Genomic DNA, 19,820 nt, shown 5'->3' with positions numbered 1-19,820 from the left:
CCCGCGGTTCTCCCCCCCCCCCTCGGCCCCCCCCCCTCGCCCGCGCGGCCCCTTCCGGGTACCGCGGCCGACCCCGTCCGGGGGCGGGGCGGGACACCACGTGGTGTCCCGCCCTCCGCCGTACCCGGCCCCCGTAGCCCTGGTCAGTCCTCCGCGGCCGCCAGAAGAGCCTCCAGAAGCGGCCCCAGCCGGGTCGTACGGTCCTGGGGCAGCCCCTCGGCGACCGCGCGCGGCAGCGCCTGGTCCACCCCGTGGACGACCGACAGATGGCGCTCGGCGCGGCCGAAGGCCGTGTAGACCCAGGTCCGGCTCAGCCCCTGCGCCGCGTCGCCCGGCAGCACCACGACGGCCGCCGGCCAGCGCATCCCGGCAGCCTGGTGCGCCGTGAGCGCCCAGCCGTGCCGCAGCGCGGACTCCACCCGCTCCTTCGGTACGACGAGCTCCTCGCCCTCGCACTCCAGGCGCAGACCCTCGGCGTCGGCCGAGACGACCGTCCCGGTCACCGTCCGCCCCGGAGCCGGTACGTACGCCACGCGGTCGCCCGGGTCGAAGCCGCCGAAGCGGCCGGGGCCGGGGTTCAGCCGCTGCTTGAGCGCCGCGTTCAGCGCGCGGGTGCCCGCCGAGCCGCCATGGCCGACGGTGATCACCTGGGTCTGCTCGGTGGGAACGCCGATCGCGCGGGGAATCGAGTCGGCGACGAGCTGGACCGTGCGGTGGACGGCCTCGCCCGCGTCCCGGACGGGGACGATCACGACCTCCTTGCCGGGGGCCTCCACCTGGTTCAGCTCACCGATGCCGATGCCGGAGACCAGCTCGCCGATCGGCCCGGGGTCGGGGATCCGGGAGGCGATCTGCGGGCACACCCGGGCCGAGAGGACATCGCCGAACACCCGCCCCGCGCCCGCGGAGCCGAGGACACCGGGGTCGCCGCCGAGCACCAGACGGCAGCCGTCGGGCAGGGACTCCACGAGCATCGCGGCACTCTCGACGTCCAGCTGCGGCGCGTCCAGGACGACCAGGAGGTCGAGGGCGAAGGCGCCCTCCGCGTCCCTGCCGGGTCCGGCCGTGCCGGACAGCAGCGCGGCGACCGTCAGCGCCTCCGCGCCGAGCCGGCGGACTCCGTTCTCGCTGTGCACGGCCACGGCGACCCGCAGGCCCCGCTCACGGGCCGCCTCCGCGAGCGCGACCGGCTCGCTGCGGGCCGCCTCGCCGCCGGTGTGCAGGACCAGGCCGTGCGCACCGACGGCGCGGACCAGCTCGGGACCCTCCCAGACCTCGCCGGACACGGTCTTCACCAGCCGGGCCAGGCCGTCGGCCAGGCTCTCCTCGGCGAGGGCGTACCGGTCGAGCCCGAGCAGGACCGGAACATCGGCTTCGGGAGCCCCGCCGTCCCCGTCGGCGGTCTCGGCGCCCTCGTCGCCTTCGCCCTCGTCCTCGACGTCCTCCGGCGCGGGCTCCTCGTCCTGGAACACCAGCACCGCGCCCTCGGACACCGCCTGGCGCAGGGCCTCGTCCGGGTCCGGGACGGACAGCTTGCCGAGGCCTGCACGCACGGCGCCGTCCTCCAGGGCGGTGTGCCCCTTCACCGCGGCCCGTTCGAGCAGCCACGCCACCAGGGCGACCGCCCGACGGGGATCGTCGGGACCGCACTCCGCGCCCAGCAGGGCACGCGCGAAGGCGTCGGCGTGCTCGGGCTGGACCCCCGGCACCGAGAGGAGGAGCCACGGGTCCTCGCGCAGCGCCTCGGCGGCGCCCTCGCCCAGCGCTGCCGCGACCTGCCCGGTGAGGGACTCCGGTGCCCCACCGCGCGCGAGGACGGCCCGCACGGCCTCGACCGTCTCGGGGGCCGCTGCCGGTGCGGGGGCCGACGGGCGCGCCGTGGGGGTGGGCGCCGGTGTGGGCGTCGCCGGGGGAGCGGGGCGTCGTGGTGCGGGCTCGGCCGGCTCGAAGAACGCGGTGCCCGGCTTCGTACCGCTCTCCACCGCCCGTACCGCCGCGAGCAGATCGGCCGCCGTGCCGCTGAGCTTCCCGCCCGCGTCGACCGGCGTCGCAGCCTTCTCGGCCTTGCGCTGCTCGATCCTGGCCCGCAGCTCGCGCTGCGCGGCCAGCTCGGCCTGCGCCTCGGACACCTCCGCGGCCTTCGTCTCCCCGTCCGCGGAAGCGCTCGCGTCACCGGCCTCCGGGGTGCGCTCGGTCGCGGCCTCGTCGGCCTCGCCCGGCACGGGCTCGGTGGCCTCGGGAGGGGTCTCCCGCGAAGGCTCGGTCACAAGGTGCTCCAGTCCTGGTCCGGATAGCGGTGCACGGGCGCCGACACATCGTCGAGAGCCCGGCAGATCTCGTCAGGAAGACTAAGGCTCTCCACTGACAACGCGGCCGTGAGCTGCTGCGCGTTGCGCGCGCCGACGATCGGGGCGGTCACCCCCGGACGGTCGCGGACCCAGGCGAGCGCCACCTTGAGCGGCGTCGTCGCCAGGCCGTCCGCCGCCGTGGCCACCGCGTCGACGATCCGGCTCGCCGCGTCGTCCAGGTACGGCTCCACGAAGGGCGCCATGGTCTCGGAACCGCCCCGGGATCCGGTGGGCGTGCCGTCCCGGTACTTGCCCGTCAGCACCCCGCGCCCCAGCGGTGAGGACGGCAGCAGACCTATCCCCAGGTCCAGGGCCGCGGGCAGCACCTCCCGCTCGACGCCCCGCTGGAGCAGGGAGTACTCCATCTGCGTCGCCGCGAGGCGCGTCCGCCCCGTGCCCGCGGCCCCGAGCTGCCACGTCCCGGCCTTCGCCAGCTGCCACCCGCAGAAGTTCGACACCCCCACGTACCGTGCTCGGCCGCTGCTCACGGCGATGTCCAGCGCCTGGAGGGACTCCTCGAGCGGGGTGTACGGATCGAAGGCGTGCAGCTGCCACAGGTCCACGTGGTCCGTGCCGAGCCGGTTCAGGGAGGCGTCGAGCGCGGCCAGCAGATGGCCGCGGGAGCCGTCCATCCGCCGGTCCGGGTCGGGCACGCTGCCCGCCTTGGTGGAGACGACCAGATCCCGCCGTGGCACCAGCCGCTCCATGAGCTGCCCGAGCATGTACTCGGCCTCGCCCCCGCCGTACACGTCCGCGGTGTCGACCAGCGTGCCGCCCGCGTCCCAGAACGCCTTCAACTGGTCGGCCGCGTCGTGCTCGTCGGTGTCGCGGCCCCAGGTGAGGGTGCCGAGCCCGAGCCGGGACACGCGCAGGCCGGTACGTCCGAGATGCCTCTGCTCCATGGGACGCGAGATTACTGGCCAAGACCCCACGCGGAGAGAGCCTGTGGACAACCTCCCCCTGACGGATCCCCTCGCCTCGCGCTAGAGTCCGGCGCAAGGGACGTTACTGATCGGTAAAGAGGGTGTGTGGTCATGAGGCTCGGCATCAACCTCGGTTACTGGGGCGCCGGTATGGACGGCGACAACCTCGCCGTCGCCCAGGAGGCGGACCGCCTCGGGTACGACGTCTGCTGGGCCGCCGAGGCCTACGGCTCCGACGCGCCCACCGTGCTCTCCTGGGTCGCCGCCAAGACCGAGCGGATCGACATCGGCTCCGCGATCATGCAGATCCCGGCCCGTCAGCCCGCGATGACGGCGATGACCGCCGCCACGCTCGACTCGCTGTCCGGCGGACGCTTCCGCCTCGGCCTCGGTGTCTCGGGTCCGCAGGTCTCCGAGGGCTGGTACGGCGTCAAGTTCGACAAGCCCCTGGCCCGCACCCGCGAGTACGTCGAGATCGTCCGCAAGGCCATGTCCCGCGAGCGGCTCACCTACGAGGGCGAGCACTGGACGCTCCCGCTGCCGGACGGCCCGGGCAAGCCGATCAAGCTCACCGTCCACCCGGAGCGCGAGCACATCCCGCTCTACATCGCGGCGATCGGCCCGAAGAACCTGGAGCAGACCGGAGAGATCGCCGACGGCGCCCTGCTGATCTTCCCCTCCGCCGAGCACCTGGAGGAGACCGCACTCCGCCCGCTCCGCGCGGGCCGCGAGAAGGCCGGGCTCACCATGGAGGGCTTCGACGTCCACCCGACCCTGCCCCTCGCCCTCGGCGACGACATCGACGCCCTGGCCGACATCTTCCGCCCGTACACCGCCCTGTACGTCGGCGGTATGGGCAGCCGCAAGCAGAACTTCTACAACCAGCTCGCCCAGCGCATGGGCTACGAGAAGCAGGCCGCCGAGATCCAGGACAAGTACCTGTCCGGGGACAAGGCCGGCGCGGCCGCCGCCGTACCGCGGCAGCTGATCGACCAGACCACCCTGCTCGGCTCCGTCGAGCGGATCGCCGACCGGATGAAGGCCTACGCCGAGGCCGGAGTCACGACCCTGACCCTCGCCCCGGCCGGCTTCACCCTCGACGAGCGGGTGGCGGCGCTGCGGGCGGGCACCGAGGCCCTGGAGCACGCGGGCCTGGCCTGAGGCGCGGCCTTCGGGCCTTGAGAGGTTCTGCGGCCGTGGTGGGGGCTCGGGGGTCTTCCCCGCCACGGCCGTCATGCTGCTCAACGCGCCACGGGGCGCGCGGTTACGAGCGGAACGCTCCATCTTTCAGCCGAACGGCCCGCCGCTCGTGTTGCCGGGAGGCCGGTACCGCATTTGACTCGTTCTCTGCGGACGTGCGGTGTGCGGACGCCCGCAGGGAGGTGGAGCCATGCTCACGGCCAAGGGCCTGTTCCAGGAAATCATCGACGACGACGAGTCCTTCCAGCTCTTCTGTTCCATCGCCGCCAGCGGCGAGGCCCAGGGCGGCTGGGAGAACGCCCGGATCGCGGCCCTCGTCCCGCCCGCCATGCGGGATCTCGCGCCCAAGATCACACGGCACGGGGCCGACGAGGACAAGCACGGCCGGATCTTCAACGCGCTCCTGAAGAAGCGCGGACTCGACCCCGTGCCGGTGCCGCCCGACACCGACTACACGATGCTCCTGGAGAAGGGCGGGATCGGCCTCGCCCACGACAAGCTCCGCCGTGACGAGCCGCTGAGCGAGGAGGACATCATCGTCTACCTCTCGCACAGCCGCGTCACCGAGCAGCGCGCCGCGGACCAGATGAACATGCTGGTCACCTACTTCGGGGACCACCCCGAGCTGGGCAAGGCCATCCACATGATCGACAACGACGAGGCGAACCACCTGGCGTACTGCCACGAGGAGCTGCTGGCCCTCGCGTACGTCGGACACGGCCGGCTCATCCAGCGCACCCTGCGCGAGTCCGCGCTCGCCGAGATCCGGGTCTACCGCGACGTCAGCCTCGCCGTGATGAGCCACATGGGACGCATCCTCGGCTGGCCCAAGGCCAAGTCGGCCGTCCTGGCCGCCGGGATCCACGGTGTGTACGCGTGGGAACGGGCCGCCGGCTGGCACAAGATGGTCGGCCTGCGGATGCCCGAGCGGCGCGACGCGCTGGGCGGTCCGATGACACCCGCCCCCGCGTTCTGAACGCCCCGGCCGGCCGGACCGGCGGCTACATCCAGCCGCGCCGCTTGAACAGCCGGTACAGGCCGACCTCGACGCCGGCCATCAGCAGGATCACGGCCGGATACGCCCAGGTCCACGAGAGTTCCGGCATGTGCTCGAAATTCATGCCGTAGATCCCCGCGACCATCGTGGGGACCGCGGCCATGGCCGCCCAGGCCGAGATCTTCCGTACGTCGTCGTTCTGCCGCACCCCCATCTGCGCCAGATGCGCCGACAGGACGTCCGAGAGCAGCCGGTCCAGGCCTTCGACCTGCTCGTTGGCGCGGATCAGATGGTCGGCGACGTCCCGGAAGAAGGGCCGCGCGTGCTCGTGGACGAACGGCACTTCACCTGCCGCCAGCCGGGCCATCGGGCCCGAGAGGGGAACACTGGCCCGCCGGAACTCCAGCACCTGCCGCTTGGCCGTGTAGATCCGCGCCGCCGTGTTCGCCCCGTGTCTGCCCACCGGGGCGAACACGTCCGCCTCCAGCTCCTCCAGGTCGATCTGCAGCTCACCGGACACGTCGATGTAGTGGTCCACGACCGCGTCGCTGACGGCGTAGAGCACGGCCGTCGGTCCGTGCTTCAGGACTTCGGGCTCGGCCTCCAGACGGCGGCGTACCGCCGCCAGCGGCGCCCCTTCCCCGTGCCGGACCGTCACCACGAACGAATCGCCCACGAACAGCATCAGCTCGTCCGTGGAGACCCGGTCGCTCTTCGGCTCGTACACCACGGGTTTGAGGACCACGAACAGCGAGTCGTCGTAGATCTCCAGCTTGGGGCGCTGATGGGCCTTCAGCGCGTCCTCGACGGCCAGCGGATGCAGCGCGAACTCGTCGGAGACGTGGTCGAACTCCGCCTCCGTGGGCTCGTGGAGACCGATCCAGAGGAAGGCGTCCCCGGCCGCCCGCGCCTCCGCCAGGGCATCGGACAGGTCCGTGGGCCCCGCGGTGCGGCGCCCGTCCCGGTAGATGGCAGAGTCCACGATCACGCGCCGTATTCTCCCCGCTCCGCGCGTTTCCACACGCGCGGACACCCCGCCGGTGTGCGCGGCCGCCTACGCTTGCCGCCATGGCCACGCTGATTCTCGTCCGGCACGGACGCTCCACCGCCAACACCTCCGGTGTGCTCGCCGGGAGGATGCCCGGCGTCGCCCTCGACGAGCGGGGGGCGGCGCAGGCCGCCGCCCTGCCCGGCCGGCTGGCCGGGGTGCCGCTCGCCGCCGTCGTCACCAGCCCGCTGCAGCGGTGCCGCGAGACGCTGCGGCCGCTCCTCGACGCCCGGCCCGGCCTCGCGCTCCACACCGAGGAGCGGATCAGCGAGTGCGACTACGGCGACTGGTCCGGCCGCAAGCTCGCCGAACTGGCCGACGAACCCCTCATGGAGGTCGTCCAGGCCCACGCGTCCGCCGCGTCCTTCCCCGGCGGCGAGTCGATGCGCGCCATGCAGACGCGGGCCGTCGACGCCGTACGGGACTGGAACGCGCGCGTGGAGGCCGAGCACGGCGAGGACGCCGTCTACGCGATGTGCTCCCACGGAGACATCATCAAGTCGATCGTCGCCGACGCCCTCGGCATGCACCTCGACCTCTTCCAGCGCATCCACGTGGACCCCTGCTCGGTCACCGTCATCCGCTACACACGGCTGCGCCCCTTCCTCGTACGGCTCGGCGACACCGGCGACTTCGCCGGCCTCGCGCCGCGGGAGAGCGGCGAGTCGGGCGGGGCCGCCGAGGTCGGGGGCGGTGCGGGCGCACCGTGATCGATCCGCGCAGTAGGGTGGACGGGCCGCCGTAGCGCGGACCTCCATCACCGCCGAGACGCAAGGGAGTCAGGGACGTGTCCCGTCAGGTGTTCCTCTACGACCCACCGGAGCGTTTCGTGGCCGGTACGGTCGGGCTGCCTGGCCGCCGTACGTTCTTCCTGCAGGCGTCAGCGGCCGGCCGGGTCACCAGCGTGGCCCTGGAGAAGACCCAGGTCGCCGCGCTCGCCGAACGCATCGACGAACTCCTCGACGAGGTCGTGCGCCGCACCGGCGGCAACGCCCCCGTCCCGGCCATGGCCCCGGCCGACAACGCCGACACCGCCCCCCTCGACGTCCCCGTCGAGGAGGAGTTCCGGGTCGGCACCATGGCGCTCGCCTGGGACGGCGAGGAGCAGCGCATGATCGTCGAGGCGCAGGCCCTCGTCGAACTCGACGCCGAGTCCGAGGAGGACCTCGCCGCCGCCGAGGAACGGCTGCTCCAGGACGAGGAGAACGGGCCGCCGATGCTGCGGGTCCGGCTCACCGGCGCGCAGGCCAGGGCCTTCGCCAAGCGCGCGCTGGACGTGGTCAACGCGGGCCGCCCGCCGTGCCCGCTCTGCAGCCTGCCGCTCGACCCCGAGGGACACGTGTGCCCGCGCCAGAACGGATACCGACGCGGCGCATGAGCGGCCTTGGCAACCAGGCGGTCGTCGACCTGCTCACCAAGGGCGAGCTGACCGTGCGCGGCCAGGTCCGCGAGGCGTCCAACGCCGTGCTCGTCTGCTCGGTCAGCCATGACGGTGTCGACGCCGACTGCGTCTACAAGCCGGTCGCCGGCGAGCGGCCGCTCTGGGACTTCCCCGACGGCACCCTCGCCCAGCGCGAGGTCGCCGCGTACGAGATCTCCGAGGCCACCGGCTGGGGACTCGTCCCGCCCACGGTGCTCCGGGACGGCCCGTACGGCGAGGGCATGGTCCAGCTGTGGATCGAGGCCGACCCCGCGGCGAGCCTGCTGGCCCTCACCGAGGACGAGGAGGCGGGCGAAGGGTGGAAGGCCGTGGGGCCGGCCCAGGTCGACGAGGGCCGCACCGCGCTGCTCGTCCACGCCGACAGCCCCGAGATGCGCCGGCTCGCCGTCCTGGACGCGGTCATCAACAACGGCGACCGCAAGGGCGGGCACCTGCTGCCCGCGCCGGACGGCCGCCTCTACGGCATCGACCACGGGGTGACCTTCCACGTGGACGACAAACTGCGCACCCTGCTCTGGGGCTGGGCGGGCGAGGAACTGCCCGCCGAGGCCGCCGGCGTCCTCGCGCGGCTCGACGGCTCCCTGGCACCGGGGACGCCGCTCGCCACCCGACTGGCCGAACTGCTCACGGCCGCCGAGGTCGACGCGCTGCGCCGCCGGGTCACCGCCCTGCGCACCACCGGCCGCCACCCGGAGCCCTCCGGGCAGTGGCCGGCGATCCCCTGGCCCCCGGTCTGACCGATCGGATCCGGCCAGCCGTACCTCTGGGGTGTGGACCCCCAGGGGGTATGCACGAACCGCTGCGAGCTGCAAGAGTGCCTTGTCGGCCAAGATCCCGGATCCGGTTCGTATCCGGAACAGGTGTCCGGTTACGCTCAGGTCATGCATGCCTGGCCCGCTTCTGAGGTCCCCGCCCTTCCCGGCAAGGGCCGCGACCTCCGGATCCACGACACCGCGACCGGCGGACGAGTGACCCTCGCCCCCGGCCCCGTCGCCCGTATCTACGTCTGCGGCATCACGCCGTACGACGCGACCCACATGGGTCACGCGGCGACCTACAACGCGTTCGACCTCGTTCAGCGCGTGTGGCTCGACACCAAGCGGCAGGTCCACTACGTCCAGAACGTGACCGACGTCGACGACCCGCTCCTGGAGCGGGCGATCCGGGACGGCGTCGACTGGGTCGGGCTCGCCGAGCGCGAGACCGCTCTCTTCCGCGAGGACATGACCGCCCTGCGGATGCTGCCGCCGCAGCACTACATCGGCGCGGTCGAGGCCATACCGGGCATCGTGCCGCTCGTCGAGCGGCTGCGTGACTCCGGCGCCGCCTACGAGCTCGAGGGCGACATCTACTTCTCCGTCGAGGCGGACCCGCACTTCGGGCAGGTGTCGAACTACGACACCGAGCTGATGCGCCACCTCTCCGCGGAGCGCGGCGGGGACCCGGACCGCCCGGGCAAGAAGAACCCGCTGGACCCGATGCTCTGGATGGCCGCCCGTGAGGGCGAGCCGAGCTGGGACGGCGCCAGCCTCGGTCCCGGCCGCCCCGGCTGGCACATCGAGTGCGTGGCCATCGCTCTCGACCACCTCGGGATGGGCTTCGACGTCCAGGGCGGCGGCTCCGACCTGATCTTCCCGCACCACGAGATGGGCGCCTCGCACGCCCAGGCGCTGACGGGCGAGTTCCCCATGGCCACGGCGTACGTGCACGCCGGCATGGTCGCCCTCGACGGCGAGAAGATGTCCAAGTCCAAGGGCAACCTGGTCTTCGTCTCCGCGCTCCGCCGCCAGGGCGTCGACCCGGCCGCCATCCGCCTCTCGCTCCTCTCGCACCACTACCGCGCGAACTGGGAGTGGACCGACCAGGTCCTCCAGGACGCCGTGGCGCGCCTGGACCGCTGGCGCGCGGCCGTCTCCCGCCCCGACGGGCCGTCCGCCGACGCGCTGGTCGAGGAGATCCGTGAGGCGCTCGCCGACGACCTCGACACCCCGGCCGCGCTCGCCGCGGTCGACCGGTGGGCCGAGCGGCAGAACGCCGAGGGCGGTACGGACGAGTCCGCGCCCGGCCTCGCCTCCCGTGCCGTCGACGCGCTGCTCGGTGTGGCTCTCTAGGCCCGCCTCCGTACGACCCGCTTTCGGACAACCGCCCTCGGACTTCTCGCGAAGTCCGAGGGCGGTTCCGTTTTGTCCTGGCCCTCATGCTCGTTTCTGCGCTAAATACCGTCCATGCAATCAACATTGCGCATGAAGACTGCATTCGCCGGCGCTGTGCTCGGCCTCCTCGCGGTGTTCGCGGGGCCGGGGAGCGCCCAGTCCGCCGAGCCCGCGCCCACCACCGTCGGCGACCTCACCGGCTTCGAGGCCGACGGCGCCGTCTACCGGCTGACCGCCGGCACCGCCCAGGCCCGCGTCAGCTTCGTCACCGACGAGACCTTCCGCATCGAACTGGCCCCCGACGGGCGGTTCACGGACCCCACCGGACAGGACATCGTCCGGCCCCAGGGCCGACCGCCGACGACCCGCTGGCACGACCGCGGCGACCGCTACGAACTCACCACCGCGAAGGTGACCCTGCGCGCCTACAAGGCGCCGCTGCGCTTCGCCGCCGTCCGCGCCGACGGCACCCCGCTCTGGTCCGAGACCCAGGGCCTCACCTGGAGCCGGGACCGCACCACCCAGACCCTGGCCCGGGGCGCCGGCGAGCAGTTCTACGGCGCCGGCATGCAGAACGGCCGCGGCAACACCTCGCACCGCGGCAAGACCGTCGAGGTCGGCGTCGACTACAACTGGGACGACGGGGGCCACCCCAACTCCGTGCCGTTCTACCTCTCCTCGGCCGGCTACGGCGTCTACCGCAACACCTACGCGCCGAACACCTACGTCTTCGGAGAGCCCGTCACCACCAGCGCCCGCGAACAGCGCTTCGACGCCTACTACTTCGCCGGCTCGGGGTCCGACGCGCTCAAGGACGTCATCGGGCAGTACACCGGCCTCACCGGGAAGCCGTTCCTGCCGCCCGTCTACGGACTGGAGATCGGCGACGCCGACTGCTACCTCCACAACGCCAACCGCGGCGAGCGCCACACCCTCGACGCCCTGAAGGTCGCCGACGGCTACGTCGAGCACGACATGCCCAACGGCTGGATGCTCGTCAACGACGGCTACGGCTGCGGCTACGAGAACCTCGCCGAGACCGCGACCGGCCTGAAGCAGCGCGGCATGGAGCTCGGTCTGTGGACCGAGGACGGCATCGACAAGCTCGAGGAGCAGGTGAAGGCGGGCCAGCGGGTCGCCAAGCTCGACGTCGCCTGGGTCGGAGAGGGGTACAAGTTCGCCCTCGACGGCTGCAAGGACGCCTACGCCGGCATCGAGGCGCACAGCGACGCCCGCGGCTTCACCTGGGCGCCCGAGAGCTGGTCCGGCGCCCAGCGCTGCGGAGTCCAGTGGTCCGGCGACCAGGCCGGCACCTGGGAGTACATCCGCTGGCAGATCCCCACCTACGCGGGCGCATCCATGTCCGGCCTCGCCTACACCACCGGGGACGTCGACGGCATCTTCGGCGGCAGCGCCAAGACGTACACCCGTGACCTGCAGTGGAAGATGTTCCTTCCCGTCACCATGACCATGGACGGCTGGGCCGCCAGCGACAAGCAGCCCTTCCGGTACGGCGAGCCGTACACCTCGATCAACCGCGACTACCTGAAGCTCCACGAGTCGCTGCTGCCCTACATCTACTCGCACGCGCACCGGGCCACCACGACCGGTGTCGGCCTCGCCCGGCCGCTCGTCCTGGAGTACCCGGACGACCCGAAGGCCGCCTCGGACACGGCGAAGTACGAGTTCCTGAGCGGTGAGGACTTCCTCGTCGCACCCGTGTACCAGGACGCCGTCGAGCGCGACGGCATCTACCTCCCCGAGGGCACCTGGATCGACTACTGGAGCGGCCGCACCCACCAGGGTCCGGTCACCGTCGACGACTACAGCGCCCCGCTCGACACGCTGCCCCTGTTCGTGCGGGCCGGAGCCACCGTCCCGATGTGGCCCGGCGGCATCCGCTCGTACACCGACCGCACCCCGGACTCCCCGCTGGCCTGGGACATCTACCCCCAGGGCGACTCCTCCTTCGAGCTCTACGAGGACGACGGCGTCACCCGCGCGCACCGCACCGGCCAGTACGCCACCCAGACCGCCGAGGTCCGCGCGCCGCGGCGCGGCGCGGGTGACGTGACGGTACGGATCGGCGCGAGCAAGGGCTCCTACGCGGGCAAGTCCCCTTCCCGGCCGTACCAGTTCACCGTCCACACCGGTGACGCGCCGAGCGCCGTCACCCTCGGCGAACGCAGGCTGCCCCGCCTCACCTCCCGGGCCGCCTACGAGGCCGCGGGCCAGGGCTGGTGGTACGACCGCGACGACCGCGGGGGAGTGGTGAAGGTCAAGACCGCCGCCCAGCGCACCGACCGGTCCTTCACCCTCGGACTGGAGGACACCAGCGCCGTCGGCGGCGCCGTGCCCGGAGCGTCCGCCACCGCCGCCGTCCCGGCCGGACAGGAGCTCGGCGCGGGCGCGCCCGGCACCGTCGCCGTCGATGTCACCGCGGGGACGAAGGACGCCACCGGCGTCGAGGTGTCCCTCACGGCCCCGGCCGGCTGGCAGGTCACCCCGGCCGCGCCCGTCGCCCGCATCCCCGCCGGCACCACGCGGCGGGTCGAGGTGTCCGTCACTCCGGCGAAGGACGCGAAGCCCGGCGAGGCCACGCTCACGGCGACCGTCCGCCACCGCGCGGCGGGCCAGGACCGCACCGCCGTGCAGCGGTTCGCCGTCGGGGTGATGCCCGAGCCGCCGAGCACCGGCGTCTGGGCGAGCGATCTGACCTGGCTGAAGGCCACCAACGGCTGGGGCCCGCCGGAACGCGACCGCTCCAACGGCGAGTCGGGCGCGAGCGACGGCCGCACGCTGACCCTGGCCGGCACGGCCTACGAGAAGGGCATCGGCGCCCACGCCGACTCCGACATCGAGGTCTACCTCGGCGGCCGCTGCACCGCCTTCACCGCCGATGTCGGCATCGACGACGAGATCAACGGCTACGGCGAGGTCGCGTTCTCGGTCGAGGCCGACGGCAGGGTTCTCTGGACCTCGCCCAAGGTGACCGGCGCGTCGGCGACCGTACCGGTCGACGTCGACGTCACCGGCGCACGCCATGTCCGCCTGCGGATCACCGACACCAACGGCTCCAAGAGCGGTGATCACGGAGACTGGGCGGCCGCCCGCTTCGCCTGCGCCTGAGCGACGGAGGAGGGGCCGCACCGACCCCGGTGCGGCCCCTCCTCCGTACGGTCGACCCGTATGCGTACGGCTCGGCTCTCTTACGGCTTCAGACTTACGGCTTCAGGCGTGCGGCCTGCTGCTGACGGCTCACTGCTCGCCGTCGCCGTCCTCCGAGCCCTCGTCCTCCTGGGGCTGCTCCGGCTCCGGCGCCGGACGCTCCGGCTTCGGCGGCCGGGTCCGGCCGCTGCCGGGGTCCCGCAGATACGAGGTGTCGCCGCCCTCGGTCGCGAGACCTGGACCCTGACCCGGGCCCTGCCCGGGACCGCCGTCACGCCGCCGCAGATAGCGCTCGAACTCCCGGGCGATGGCCTCGCCGGAGGCCTCCGGCAGCTCCGCCGTGTCCCGCGCCTCCTCCAGCGTCTGGACGTACTCCGCCACCTCGCTGTCCTCGGAGGCGAGTTGGTCCACGCCGAGCTGCCAGGCCCGTGCGTCCTCGGGGAGTTCGCCCAGCGGGATGCGCATGTCGATCAGGTCCTCGAGGCGGTTGAGCAGCGCCAGGGTCGCCTTGGGGTTGGGCGGCTGCGACACGTAGTGCGGTACGGCGGCCCAGAGGCTGACCGCGGGCACGCCCGCGTGCGTGCAGGCCTCCTGCAGGATCCCGACGATGCCGGTGGGTCCCTCGTAGCGGGTCTCCTCCAGATCCATCGTCCGCGCCAGGTCCGGGTCGGAGGTGACCCCGCTGACCGGGACGGGCCGGGTGTGCGGGGTGTCGCCGAGCAGCGCGCCCAGGATCACCACCATCTCCACGCCCAGCTCATGGGCGAAGCCCAGGATTTCGTTGCAGAACGAGCGCCAGCGCATCGACGGCTCGATCCCGCGCACGAGCACCAGATCGCGCGGCTTGTCGCCGCCGACCCGGACCACGGAGAGCCTCGTCGTCGGCCAGGTGATCTTCCGGACACCGTTGTCCAGCCATACCGTGGGCCGGTTGACCTGGAAGTCGTAGTAGTCCTCGGCGTCGAGCGCCGCGAACACCTCGCCCTTCCACTCCCGGTCCAGATGGGCGACCGCGGTGGAGGCGGCGTCGCCGGCGTCGTTCCAGCCCTCGAACGCGGCCACCATGACCGGGTCGATCAGCTCGGGTACCCCCTCGAGCTCGATCACCCAGTGCCTCCTTTTCGAAGTTCCTGTCGTACGGACCAACCTTACGGCTTTCCGACGGCCCGTCCGCAGCCCTCGTGCACCACCGGGAGCCTTCGCGGCCTTGATCGACTACCCAGGAACGGGCCTCGGCACACGAACGCGTAAGGGGCGGTCTCCATGGGAGACCGCCCCTTACGTGGTGTTACCGGCCGAGCATGTCCTCGACCTTGCCGCGGATCTCGTCCGTCGCCAGACCGCGGATCGTCAGCGTCGTACGGCGACGCAGCACGTCGTCCGCCGTCTCCGCCCACTCGTGGTCGCGGGCGTAGGCGACCTGCGCCCAGATCTCCGGCGCGTCCGGGTGGATGCGCCGGGCCAGTTCGGGGTTCTCGTTCGCCATCCGCGCGATGTCGAAGGAGAGCGAACCGTAGTGCGTCGCCAGGTGCTTGGCGGTGTCGGCGGCCATCCGGGGACCGGGCGCCGGACCGTCGACGAGCAGCCGGTGCGCGACCGCGTTCGGGTTGGCGATACCGGGCAGCGGGAGCCGCTTCGGCAGCGTGGAGACCGACTCGTAGTCCTCGCCCAGCGGGTGGCCCGGCAGGGACTCCAGCTTCTTCATCACCGTGCGGCCGATGTGGCGGAAGGTCGTCCACTTGCCGCCGGCCACCGACAGCATCCCGCCGCGGCCCTCGGTGACGACCGTCTCGCGCTTGGCCTTGGACGTGTCGCCGGGACCGCCCGGCAGCACCCGTAGACCGGCGAAGGCATAGGTGATCAGGTCGCGCGACAGCTGCTGGTCGCGTATGGAGAACGCGGCCTCGTCCAGGATCTGGGCGGTGTCCTTCTCGGTCACCTCGACCTTGCCCGGGTCGCCCTCGTACTCCTCGTCGGTCGTGCCGAGCAGCAGCATGTCCTCCCACGGGAGGGCGAAGGTGATCCGGTACTTGTCGATGGGGGTCGCCAGGGCGGCCTTCCACGGCGAGGTCCGCTTCAGGACCAGGTGCGCGCCCTTGGAGAGACGGATGGAGGGCGCCGCGTTCGGGTCCTCCATCCGGCGGAGGTGGTCGACCCAGGGGCCGGTGGCGTTGAGCACCAGGCGGGCGGTGACGCCGAACTCGTCTCCGCTCGTACGGTCCTTCAGCTCCGCGCCCGTGACCCGGCCGCGGGTGAAGCGCAGCCCGGTGACCTCGGCGTGGTTGAGGACGACGGCGCCGGCGTCGACGGCGGCGCGGACCGTCATCAGCGCCATGCGGGCGTCGTTCATCTGGTCGTCGCCGTACACGGCCACGGCCTTCAGGTTGTCCGTGCGCAGCTCCGGCACGTCCTGCGCGGCCTTGGCCGGGCTGAGCAGGTGGCCGACGCCGTCACCGAAGGCGGAGAGGGCGGAGTACGCGAAGACACCGGCGCCGAGCTTGGCGGCGCCGTGCGGGCCGCCCTTGTAGACGGGCAGGTAGAAGGTGAGGGGGTTGGCGAGGTGCGGTGCCACCTGACGGGAGACCGCACGCCGCTCGAAGTGGTTCTCCGCGACCAGCTTCACCGCGCCGGTCTGCAGGTAGCGCAGACCGCCGTGGAGAAGCTTGGAGGAGGCGGAGGAGGTGGCGCCGGCGAAGTCGCCGGCGTCCACCAGGGCCACCCGCAGGCCCGACTGCGCGGCGTGCCAGGCGGTGGAGATGCCCAGGATGCCGCCGCCGATGACCAGGAGGTCGTACGTCGCCTTGGAAAGCTGCTCCCGGGTCTCGGCGCGGCTCGGAAGGGAACCGGCGGCCGGTCGCGTCCCCAGGGCGGGGACGCTCTGCAGGGTGGTCATGTCGAATTACTCCTCGTCAGATCCGTCTTCGAGCCAGCCCATGGAGCGTTCAACGGCCTTCAGCCAGCTCTTGTACTCGCGGTCACGCTTGTCGGCGTCCATGCGAGGGGTCCATTCCGCCGCGCGGCGCCAGTTGGCGCGCAGGGCGTCGGTGTCGGGCCAGAAGCCGACGGCCAGACCGGCGGCGTAGGCGGCACCGAGGCAGGTGGTCTCGGCGACCATCGGGCGCACGACCGGCGCGTCGAGGAAGTCCGAGAGGGTCTGCATCAGCAGGTTGTTGGAGGTCATGCCGCCGTCGACCTTGAGCGCGGTCAGCTCGACGCCGGAGTCCTTCGTCATGGCGTCGGTGATCTCGCGGGTCTGCCAGGCGGTGGCCTCGAGGACGGCGCGCGCGATGTGCGCCTTGGTGACGTACCGGGTGAGACCGGCGATCACACCGCGGGCGTCGGAGCGCCAGTACGGGGCGAACAGGCCGGAGAAGGCCGGCACGAAGTAGGCGCCGCCGTTGTCCTCGACCGAGGACGCGAGGGTCTCGATCTCGGCGGCCGACTTGATGAGGCCCATCTGGTCGCGCATCCACTGCACCAGCGAACCGGTGACGGCGATCGAGCCCTCCAGCGAGTAGACCGGCTTCTGGTCGCCGATCTGGTAGCCGACGGTGGTCAGCAGGCCGCTGTAGGAGTTGATGATCTTGTCGCCGGTGTTCATCAGCATGAAGGTGCCGGTGCCGTACGTGGACTTGGCCTCGCCCTCGGCGAAACACGTCTGGCCGAACAGCGCGGCCTGCTGGTCGCCCAGCGCGGAGGCGACCGGCACGCCGTCCAGGACGCCGCCCTTGACGGTGCCGTACACCTCGGCGGAGGAGCGGATCTCCGGCAGCACGGCGGCCGGGACCTCCATGGACTGCAGGATCTTCTCGTCCCAGGCCATGGTGTGCAGGTTCATCAGCATGGTGCGCGAGGCGTTGGTGACGTCGGTGACGTGGTGACCGCCGTCGACACCGCCCGTGAGGTTCCAGATGACCCAGGAGTCCATGGTGCCGAAGAGGATGTCGCCGCGTTCGGCGCGCTCGCGCAGGCCCTCGACGTTGTCGAGCAGCCAGCGGACCTTGGGACCGGAGAAGTACGAGGCGAGGGGCAGACCGGTCTCGCGGCGGAAGCGGTCCTGACCGACGTTGCGGCCGAGCTCCTTGCAGAGGGCGTCGGTGCGGGTGTCCTGCCAGACGAGGGCGTTGTGGACGGGCTCACCGGTGTTCTTGTCCCAGAGCAGGGTGGTCTCGCGCTGGTTGGTGATGCCGATGGCCTTGACGTCGGCGGAGGTGATGCCCGCCTTGTCGATGGCGCCCGCCACGACTTCCTGGACGTTGGTCCAGATCTCGGCGGCGTCGTGCTCGACCCAGCCCGGCTTGGGGAAGATCTGCTCGTGCTCCTTCTGGTCGACCGAGACGATCCGGCCGTCCTTGTCGAAGACGATGCAGCGGGAGGAGGTGGTGCCCTGGTCGATGGCGGCGATGAACGGGCCGCTGCCGTGGGAGGAAGAGCCGGCGGTGTGTGCGTCGGTCACGGTGTGCTCCAAGGAGGTCTGGGTGGAAGGACGTCTCAGGCGAACGCGATGTTGTAGATACCCGCGGCGATGGCGCCGCCCACCAGGGGGCCGACGACCGGGATCCAGGCGTACCCCCAGTCGGAGCCACCCTTGTTCGGCAGCGGGAGCAGGGCGTGCACGATGCGCGGGCCGAGGTCACGTGCCGGGTTGATCGCGTAACCGGTCGGGCCGCCGAGCGAGAGGCCGATGGAGACCACGACGAACGCGGTGATCAGGGCACCGATGACGCCGAGGCCCTTGCCGCTGTCGTTGAGGCCCTGCGTGAGCACCGCGAGGACCAGCACGACGGTGCCGATGATCTCGGTGGCCAGGTTCTGCCAGACGTTCCGGATCTCGGGGCCGGTGGAGAAGACACCGAGGACCGGGCCCGCCTTGGGGGCGGACTTCTGGTCGACCATGCCCTCCTCGTGCGGCGAGGAGATGATCTCCTGGTCCGTGAGGTGGGCGTGGAACTGTCCGTAGTAAGCGACCCAGACCAGCACCGCGCCGAGCATGGCGCCGACCATCTGACCCGCGAAGTAGACCGGAACGTTGCTCCAGTCGCCGTCCTTGAGGGCGATGCCCACCGTGACGGCGGGGTTCAGATGGGCGCCCGAGAGGGTACCCGTCATGTACACGGCAGTCATGACCGCGAAGCCCCACCCGAAGGTGATGGCGAGCCACCCGGCGTTCTGAGCCTTCGAGCGCTTGAGTACCACGGCGGCGACGACACCGCCGCCGAGCAGAATGAGTACGGCGGTACCAATGATCTCGCCGATGAAGATGTCGGAGCTGGACACCCGCGACTCCTTTGTCCTTCGTCCAGGGGAAGGCGAACCCCGGGTCCCTCCGGTGGTCCGCGCCCTCTGATGAGGGCGTTGCCGGCCCTTGGCACTGCCACACTCTAGCGCGTATTGCCGGTAGGTGTTCGACAATGCCGACCGATGAACGGAAGTTTTGCCCTCCGGTTAACAGCGCGTCAAGGGTTCCGGTAACGAAAAACCCGCCGATAACGGGATCGTTACCGACGGGTTCAGCGTGCCCTTCCGCGCGCTCGCGCGCCCCTGATCAGCGGCTCCGTTTCAGAAGCGGCCGGCCCCCAGGTCGCGGGAGACGGCGCGTGCGCAGTCCCGTACCGCCGCGACGAGCTCGGAGCGCAGCTCGCCCCCGTCGCAGACCCGCTCCACCGCGCCCGTGATGGCCACCGCGCCCACCGGCATCCTGCGCCGGTCGTGGATCGGGGCGGCCACCGAGGCCACGCCCTCCCAGGTCTCCTCCACGTCCGCGGCCCAGCCCTTGGCCCGCGTCATGTCGAGCAGCGTCTCGAACTCCTTGAGCTCGGTGACCGTACGGGGAGTGAAGCCCTCGCGCGGCACCTCCAGGACCTCGCTGTGCGCCACCGGGTCGTACGCCGAGAGGACCTTGCCCAGGGCGGTGGAGTGCAGCGGCTGCATGGCCCCGACCTCCAGGACCTGCCTGCTGTCGTCCGGCCGGAAGACGTGGTGCACGATCAGCACGCCCTGCTGGTGCAGTACGCCGAGGTGGACGCTCTCGCCGCTGGACCGCGCCAGGTCGTCCGTCCAGACCAGCGCCCGCGCCCGCAGCTCGTGCACGTCCAGGTAGCTGTTGCCCAGGCGCAGCAGCTCGGCGCCCAGCTGGTAGCGGCCCGAGGCCGCGTCCTGCTCCACGAAGCCCTCGGCCTGCAGCGTGCGCAGGATGCCGTGCGCCGTCCCCTTGGCCAGGCCCAGGGACGAGGCGATGTCCGACAGGCCGAGCCGGCGCTCGCCGCCCGCGAGCAGTCGCAGCATCGCCGCCGCCCGTTCAAGCGACTGGATGTTCTTCGCCATCGCCCGGCCCTTCTCCCTGTCCATTGATGTCCCGACCCCGGGTCGTCCCGTGGATCCTCGGGCAACAGGATCGCTTGGATCATGCTGTTCGACAATGCTGAACACTATCGGTCGATGCCGACCGATCTTTACCTACACAGTGTCGGGCATGAACGGCCGCGACCGGGAGCCCCGCGACACAGGATGCCGTCCGCCCAGTGGAACGCGATGTCCACCCC

General features: G+C 71.8%; 15 protein-coding genes. 7 read left to right on the top strand and 8 right to left on the bottom strand.

The genetic code is table 11. From position 1 onward, the window contains the following. Positions 1–143: 143 nt before the first annotated feature. Both ACFVGW_RS22890 and ACFVGW_RS22885 read right to left on the bottom strand, forming a co-directional pair. A complete protein-coding gene (locus ACFVGW_RS22890) occupies positions 144–2,267 on the bottom strand; it encodes a helix-hairpin-helix domain-containing protein (RefSeq protein ID WP_385853278.1) in 2,124 nt (707 codons plus the stop codon). After that, the gene (locus ACFVGW_RS22885) at positions 2,264–3,250 is read right to left on the bottom strand and encodes an aldo/keto reductase (protein ID WP_383224696.1); all 987 of its coding nucleotides are present in this window, start codon (positions 3,248–3,250) and stop codon (positions 2,264–2,266) included. The genes ACFVGW_RS22890 and ACFVGW_RS22885 overlap by 4 nt, the downstream gene beginning before the upstream one ends. A gap of 132 nt (positions 3,251–3,382) precedes the next feature. Between ACFVGW_RS22885 and ACFVGW_RS22880 the strand changes: the two genes are divergently transcribed. Next, entirely contained in the window at positions 3,383–4,432 is a 1,050-nt protein-coding gene (locus ACFVGW_RS22880; RefSeq protein ID WP_352192772.1) for an LLM class F420-dependent oxidoreductase, read from the top strand. A 229-nt stretch (positions 4,433–4,661) separates the two neighbouring features. After that, positions 4,662–5,447, top strand: coding sequence for a ferritin-like domain-containing protein (locus ACFVGW_RS22875; RefSeq protein WP_385853277.1), 786 nt, complete (start codon positions 4,662–4,664; stop codon positions 5,445–5,447). 25 nt (positions 5,448–5,472) lie between these two features. On the opposite strand, the gene corA is transcribed toward ACFVGW_RS22875, so the two are convergent. Continuing rightward, on the bottom strand, positions 5,473–6,465 hold the full coding sequence (gene corA, locus ACFVGW_RS22870) for a magnesium/cobalt transporter CorA (protein ID WP_383296094.1): 993 nt from the start codon (positions 6,463–6,465) through the stop codon (positions 5,473–5,475). Positions 6,466–6,536: 71 nt separating this feature from the next. On the opposite strand from corA, the gene ACFVGW_RS22865 reads away from it, so the two are divergent. The 5 genes from ACFVGW_RS22865 to ACFVGW_RS22845 all read left to right on the top strand — a co-directional run bounded on the left by ACFVGW_RS22865 (position 6,537) and on the right by ACFVGW_RS22845 (position 13,239). Next, a complete protein-coding gene (locus ACFVGW_RS22865; RefSeq protein WP_385853276.1) occupies positions 6,537–7,226 on the top strand; it encodes a histidine phosphatase family protein in 690 nt (229 codons plus the stop codon). A gap of 77 nt (positions 7,227–7,303) precedes the next feature. After that, entirely contained in the window at positions 7,304–7,894 is a 591-nt protein-coding gene (locus tag ACFVGW_RS22860) for a DUF3090 domain-containing protein (RefSeq protein ID WP_352192775.1), read from the top strand. Beyond that, on the top strand, positions 7,858–8,694 hold the full coding sequence (locus ACFVGW_RS22855; protein WP_383224704.1) for an SCO1664 family protein: 837 nt from the start codon (positions 7,858–7,860) through the stop codon (positions 8,692–8,694). Before ACFVGW_RS22860 ends, ACFVGW_RS22855 begins: the two co-directional genes overlap by 37 nt. 144 nt (positions 8,695–8,838) lie before the next feature. Further along, positions 8,839–10,068, top strand: a complete 1,230-nt coding sequence (gene mshC, locus ACFVGW_RS22850) for a cysteine--1-D-myo-inosityl 2-amino-2-deoxy-alpha-D-glucopyranoside ligase (protein WP_383224706.1) — start codon at positions 8,839–8,841, stop codon at positions 10,066–10,068. Positions 10,069–10,182: 114 nt separating this feature from the next. Continuing rightward, positions 10,183–13,239 carry an NPCBM/NEW2 domain-containing protein gene (locus ACFVGW_RS22845; RefSeq protein ID WP_385853275.1) on the top strand — a complete coding sequence of 1,019 codons (3,057 nt, stop codon included), beginning with the start codon at positions 10,183–10,185 and terminating at the stop codon, positions 13,237–13,239. A gap of 129 nt (positions 13,240–13,368) precedes the next feature. Here ACFVGW_RS22845 and ACFVGW_RS22840 read toward each other — a convergent pair whose 3' ends face one another. The 5 genes from ACFVGW_RS22840 to ACFVGW_RS22820 all read right to left on the bottom strand — a co-directional run bounded on the left by ACFVGW_RS22840 (position 13,369) and on the right by ACFVGW_RS22820 (position 19,602). Continuing rightward, on the bottom strand, positions 13,369–14,385 hold the full coding sequence (locus tag ACFVGW_RS22840; protein WP_383224709.1) for a PAC2 family protein: 1,017 nt from the start codon (positions 14,383–14,385) through the stop codon (positions 13,369–13,371). 181 nt (positions 14,386–14,566) lie between these two features. After that, a complete protein-coding gene (locus ACFVGW_RS22835; protein ID WP_352192721.1) occupies positions 14,567–16,171 on the bottom strand; it encodes a glycerol-3-phosphate dehydrogenase/oxidase in 1,605 nt (534 codons plus the stop codon). Between the two features lie 6 nt (positions 16,172–16,177). After that, entirely contained in the window at positions 16,178–17,734 is a 1,557-nt protein-coding gene (glpK, locus tag ACFVGW_RS22830; RefSeq protein WP_352192722.1) for a glycerol kinase GlpK, read from the bottom strand. Between the two features lie 35 nt (positions 17,735–17,769). Further along, entirely contained in the window at positions 17,770–18,555 is a 786-nt protein-coding gene (locus tag ACFVGW_RS22825; protein ID WP_385853274.1) for an MIP/aquaporin family protein, read from the bottom strand. Between the two features lie 282 nt (positions 18,556–18,837). Then, a complete protein-coding gene (locus tag ACFVGW_RS22820; protein WP_385853273.1) occupies positions 18,838–19,602 on the bottom strand; it encodes an IclR family transcriptional regulator in 765 nt (254 codons plus the stop codon). Positions 19,603–19,820 lie beyond the last annotated feature (218 nt).

The sequence above is a fragment of the Streptomyces sp. NPDC127129 genome, from assembly GCF_042671585.1.
In the GTDB taxonomy this organism is placed as follows: domain Bacteria; phylum Actinomycetota; class Actinomycetes; order Streptomycetales; family Streptomycetaceae; genus Streptomyces.
The sequence above is the reverse complement of the archived record's forward strand: the minus strand, read 5'-3'. Positions and strand labels throughout refer to the sequence as shown.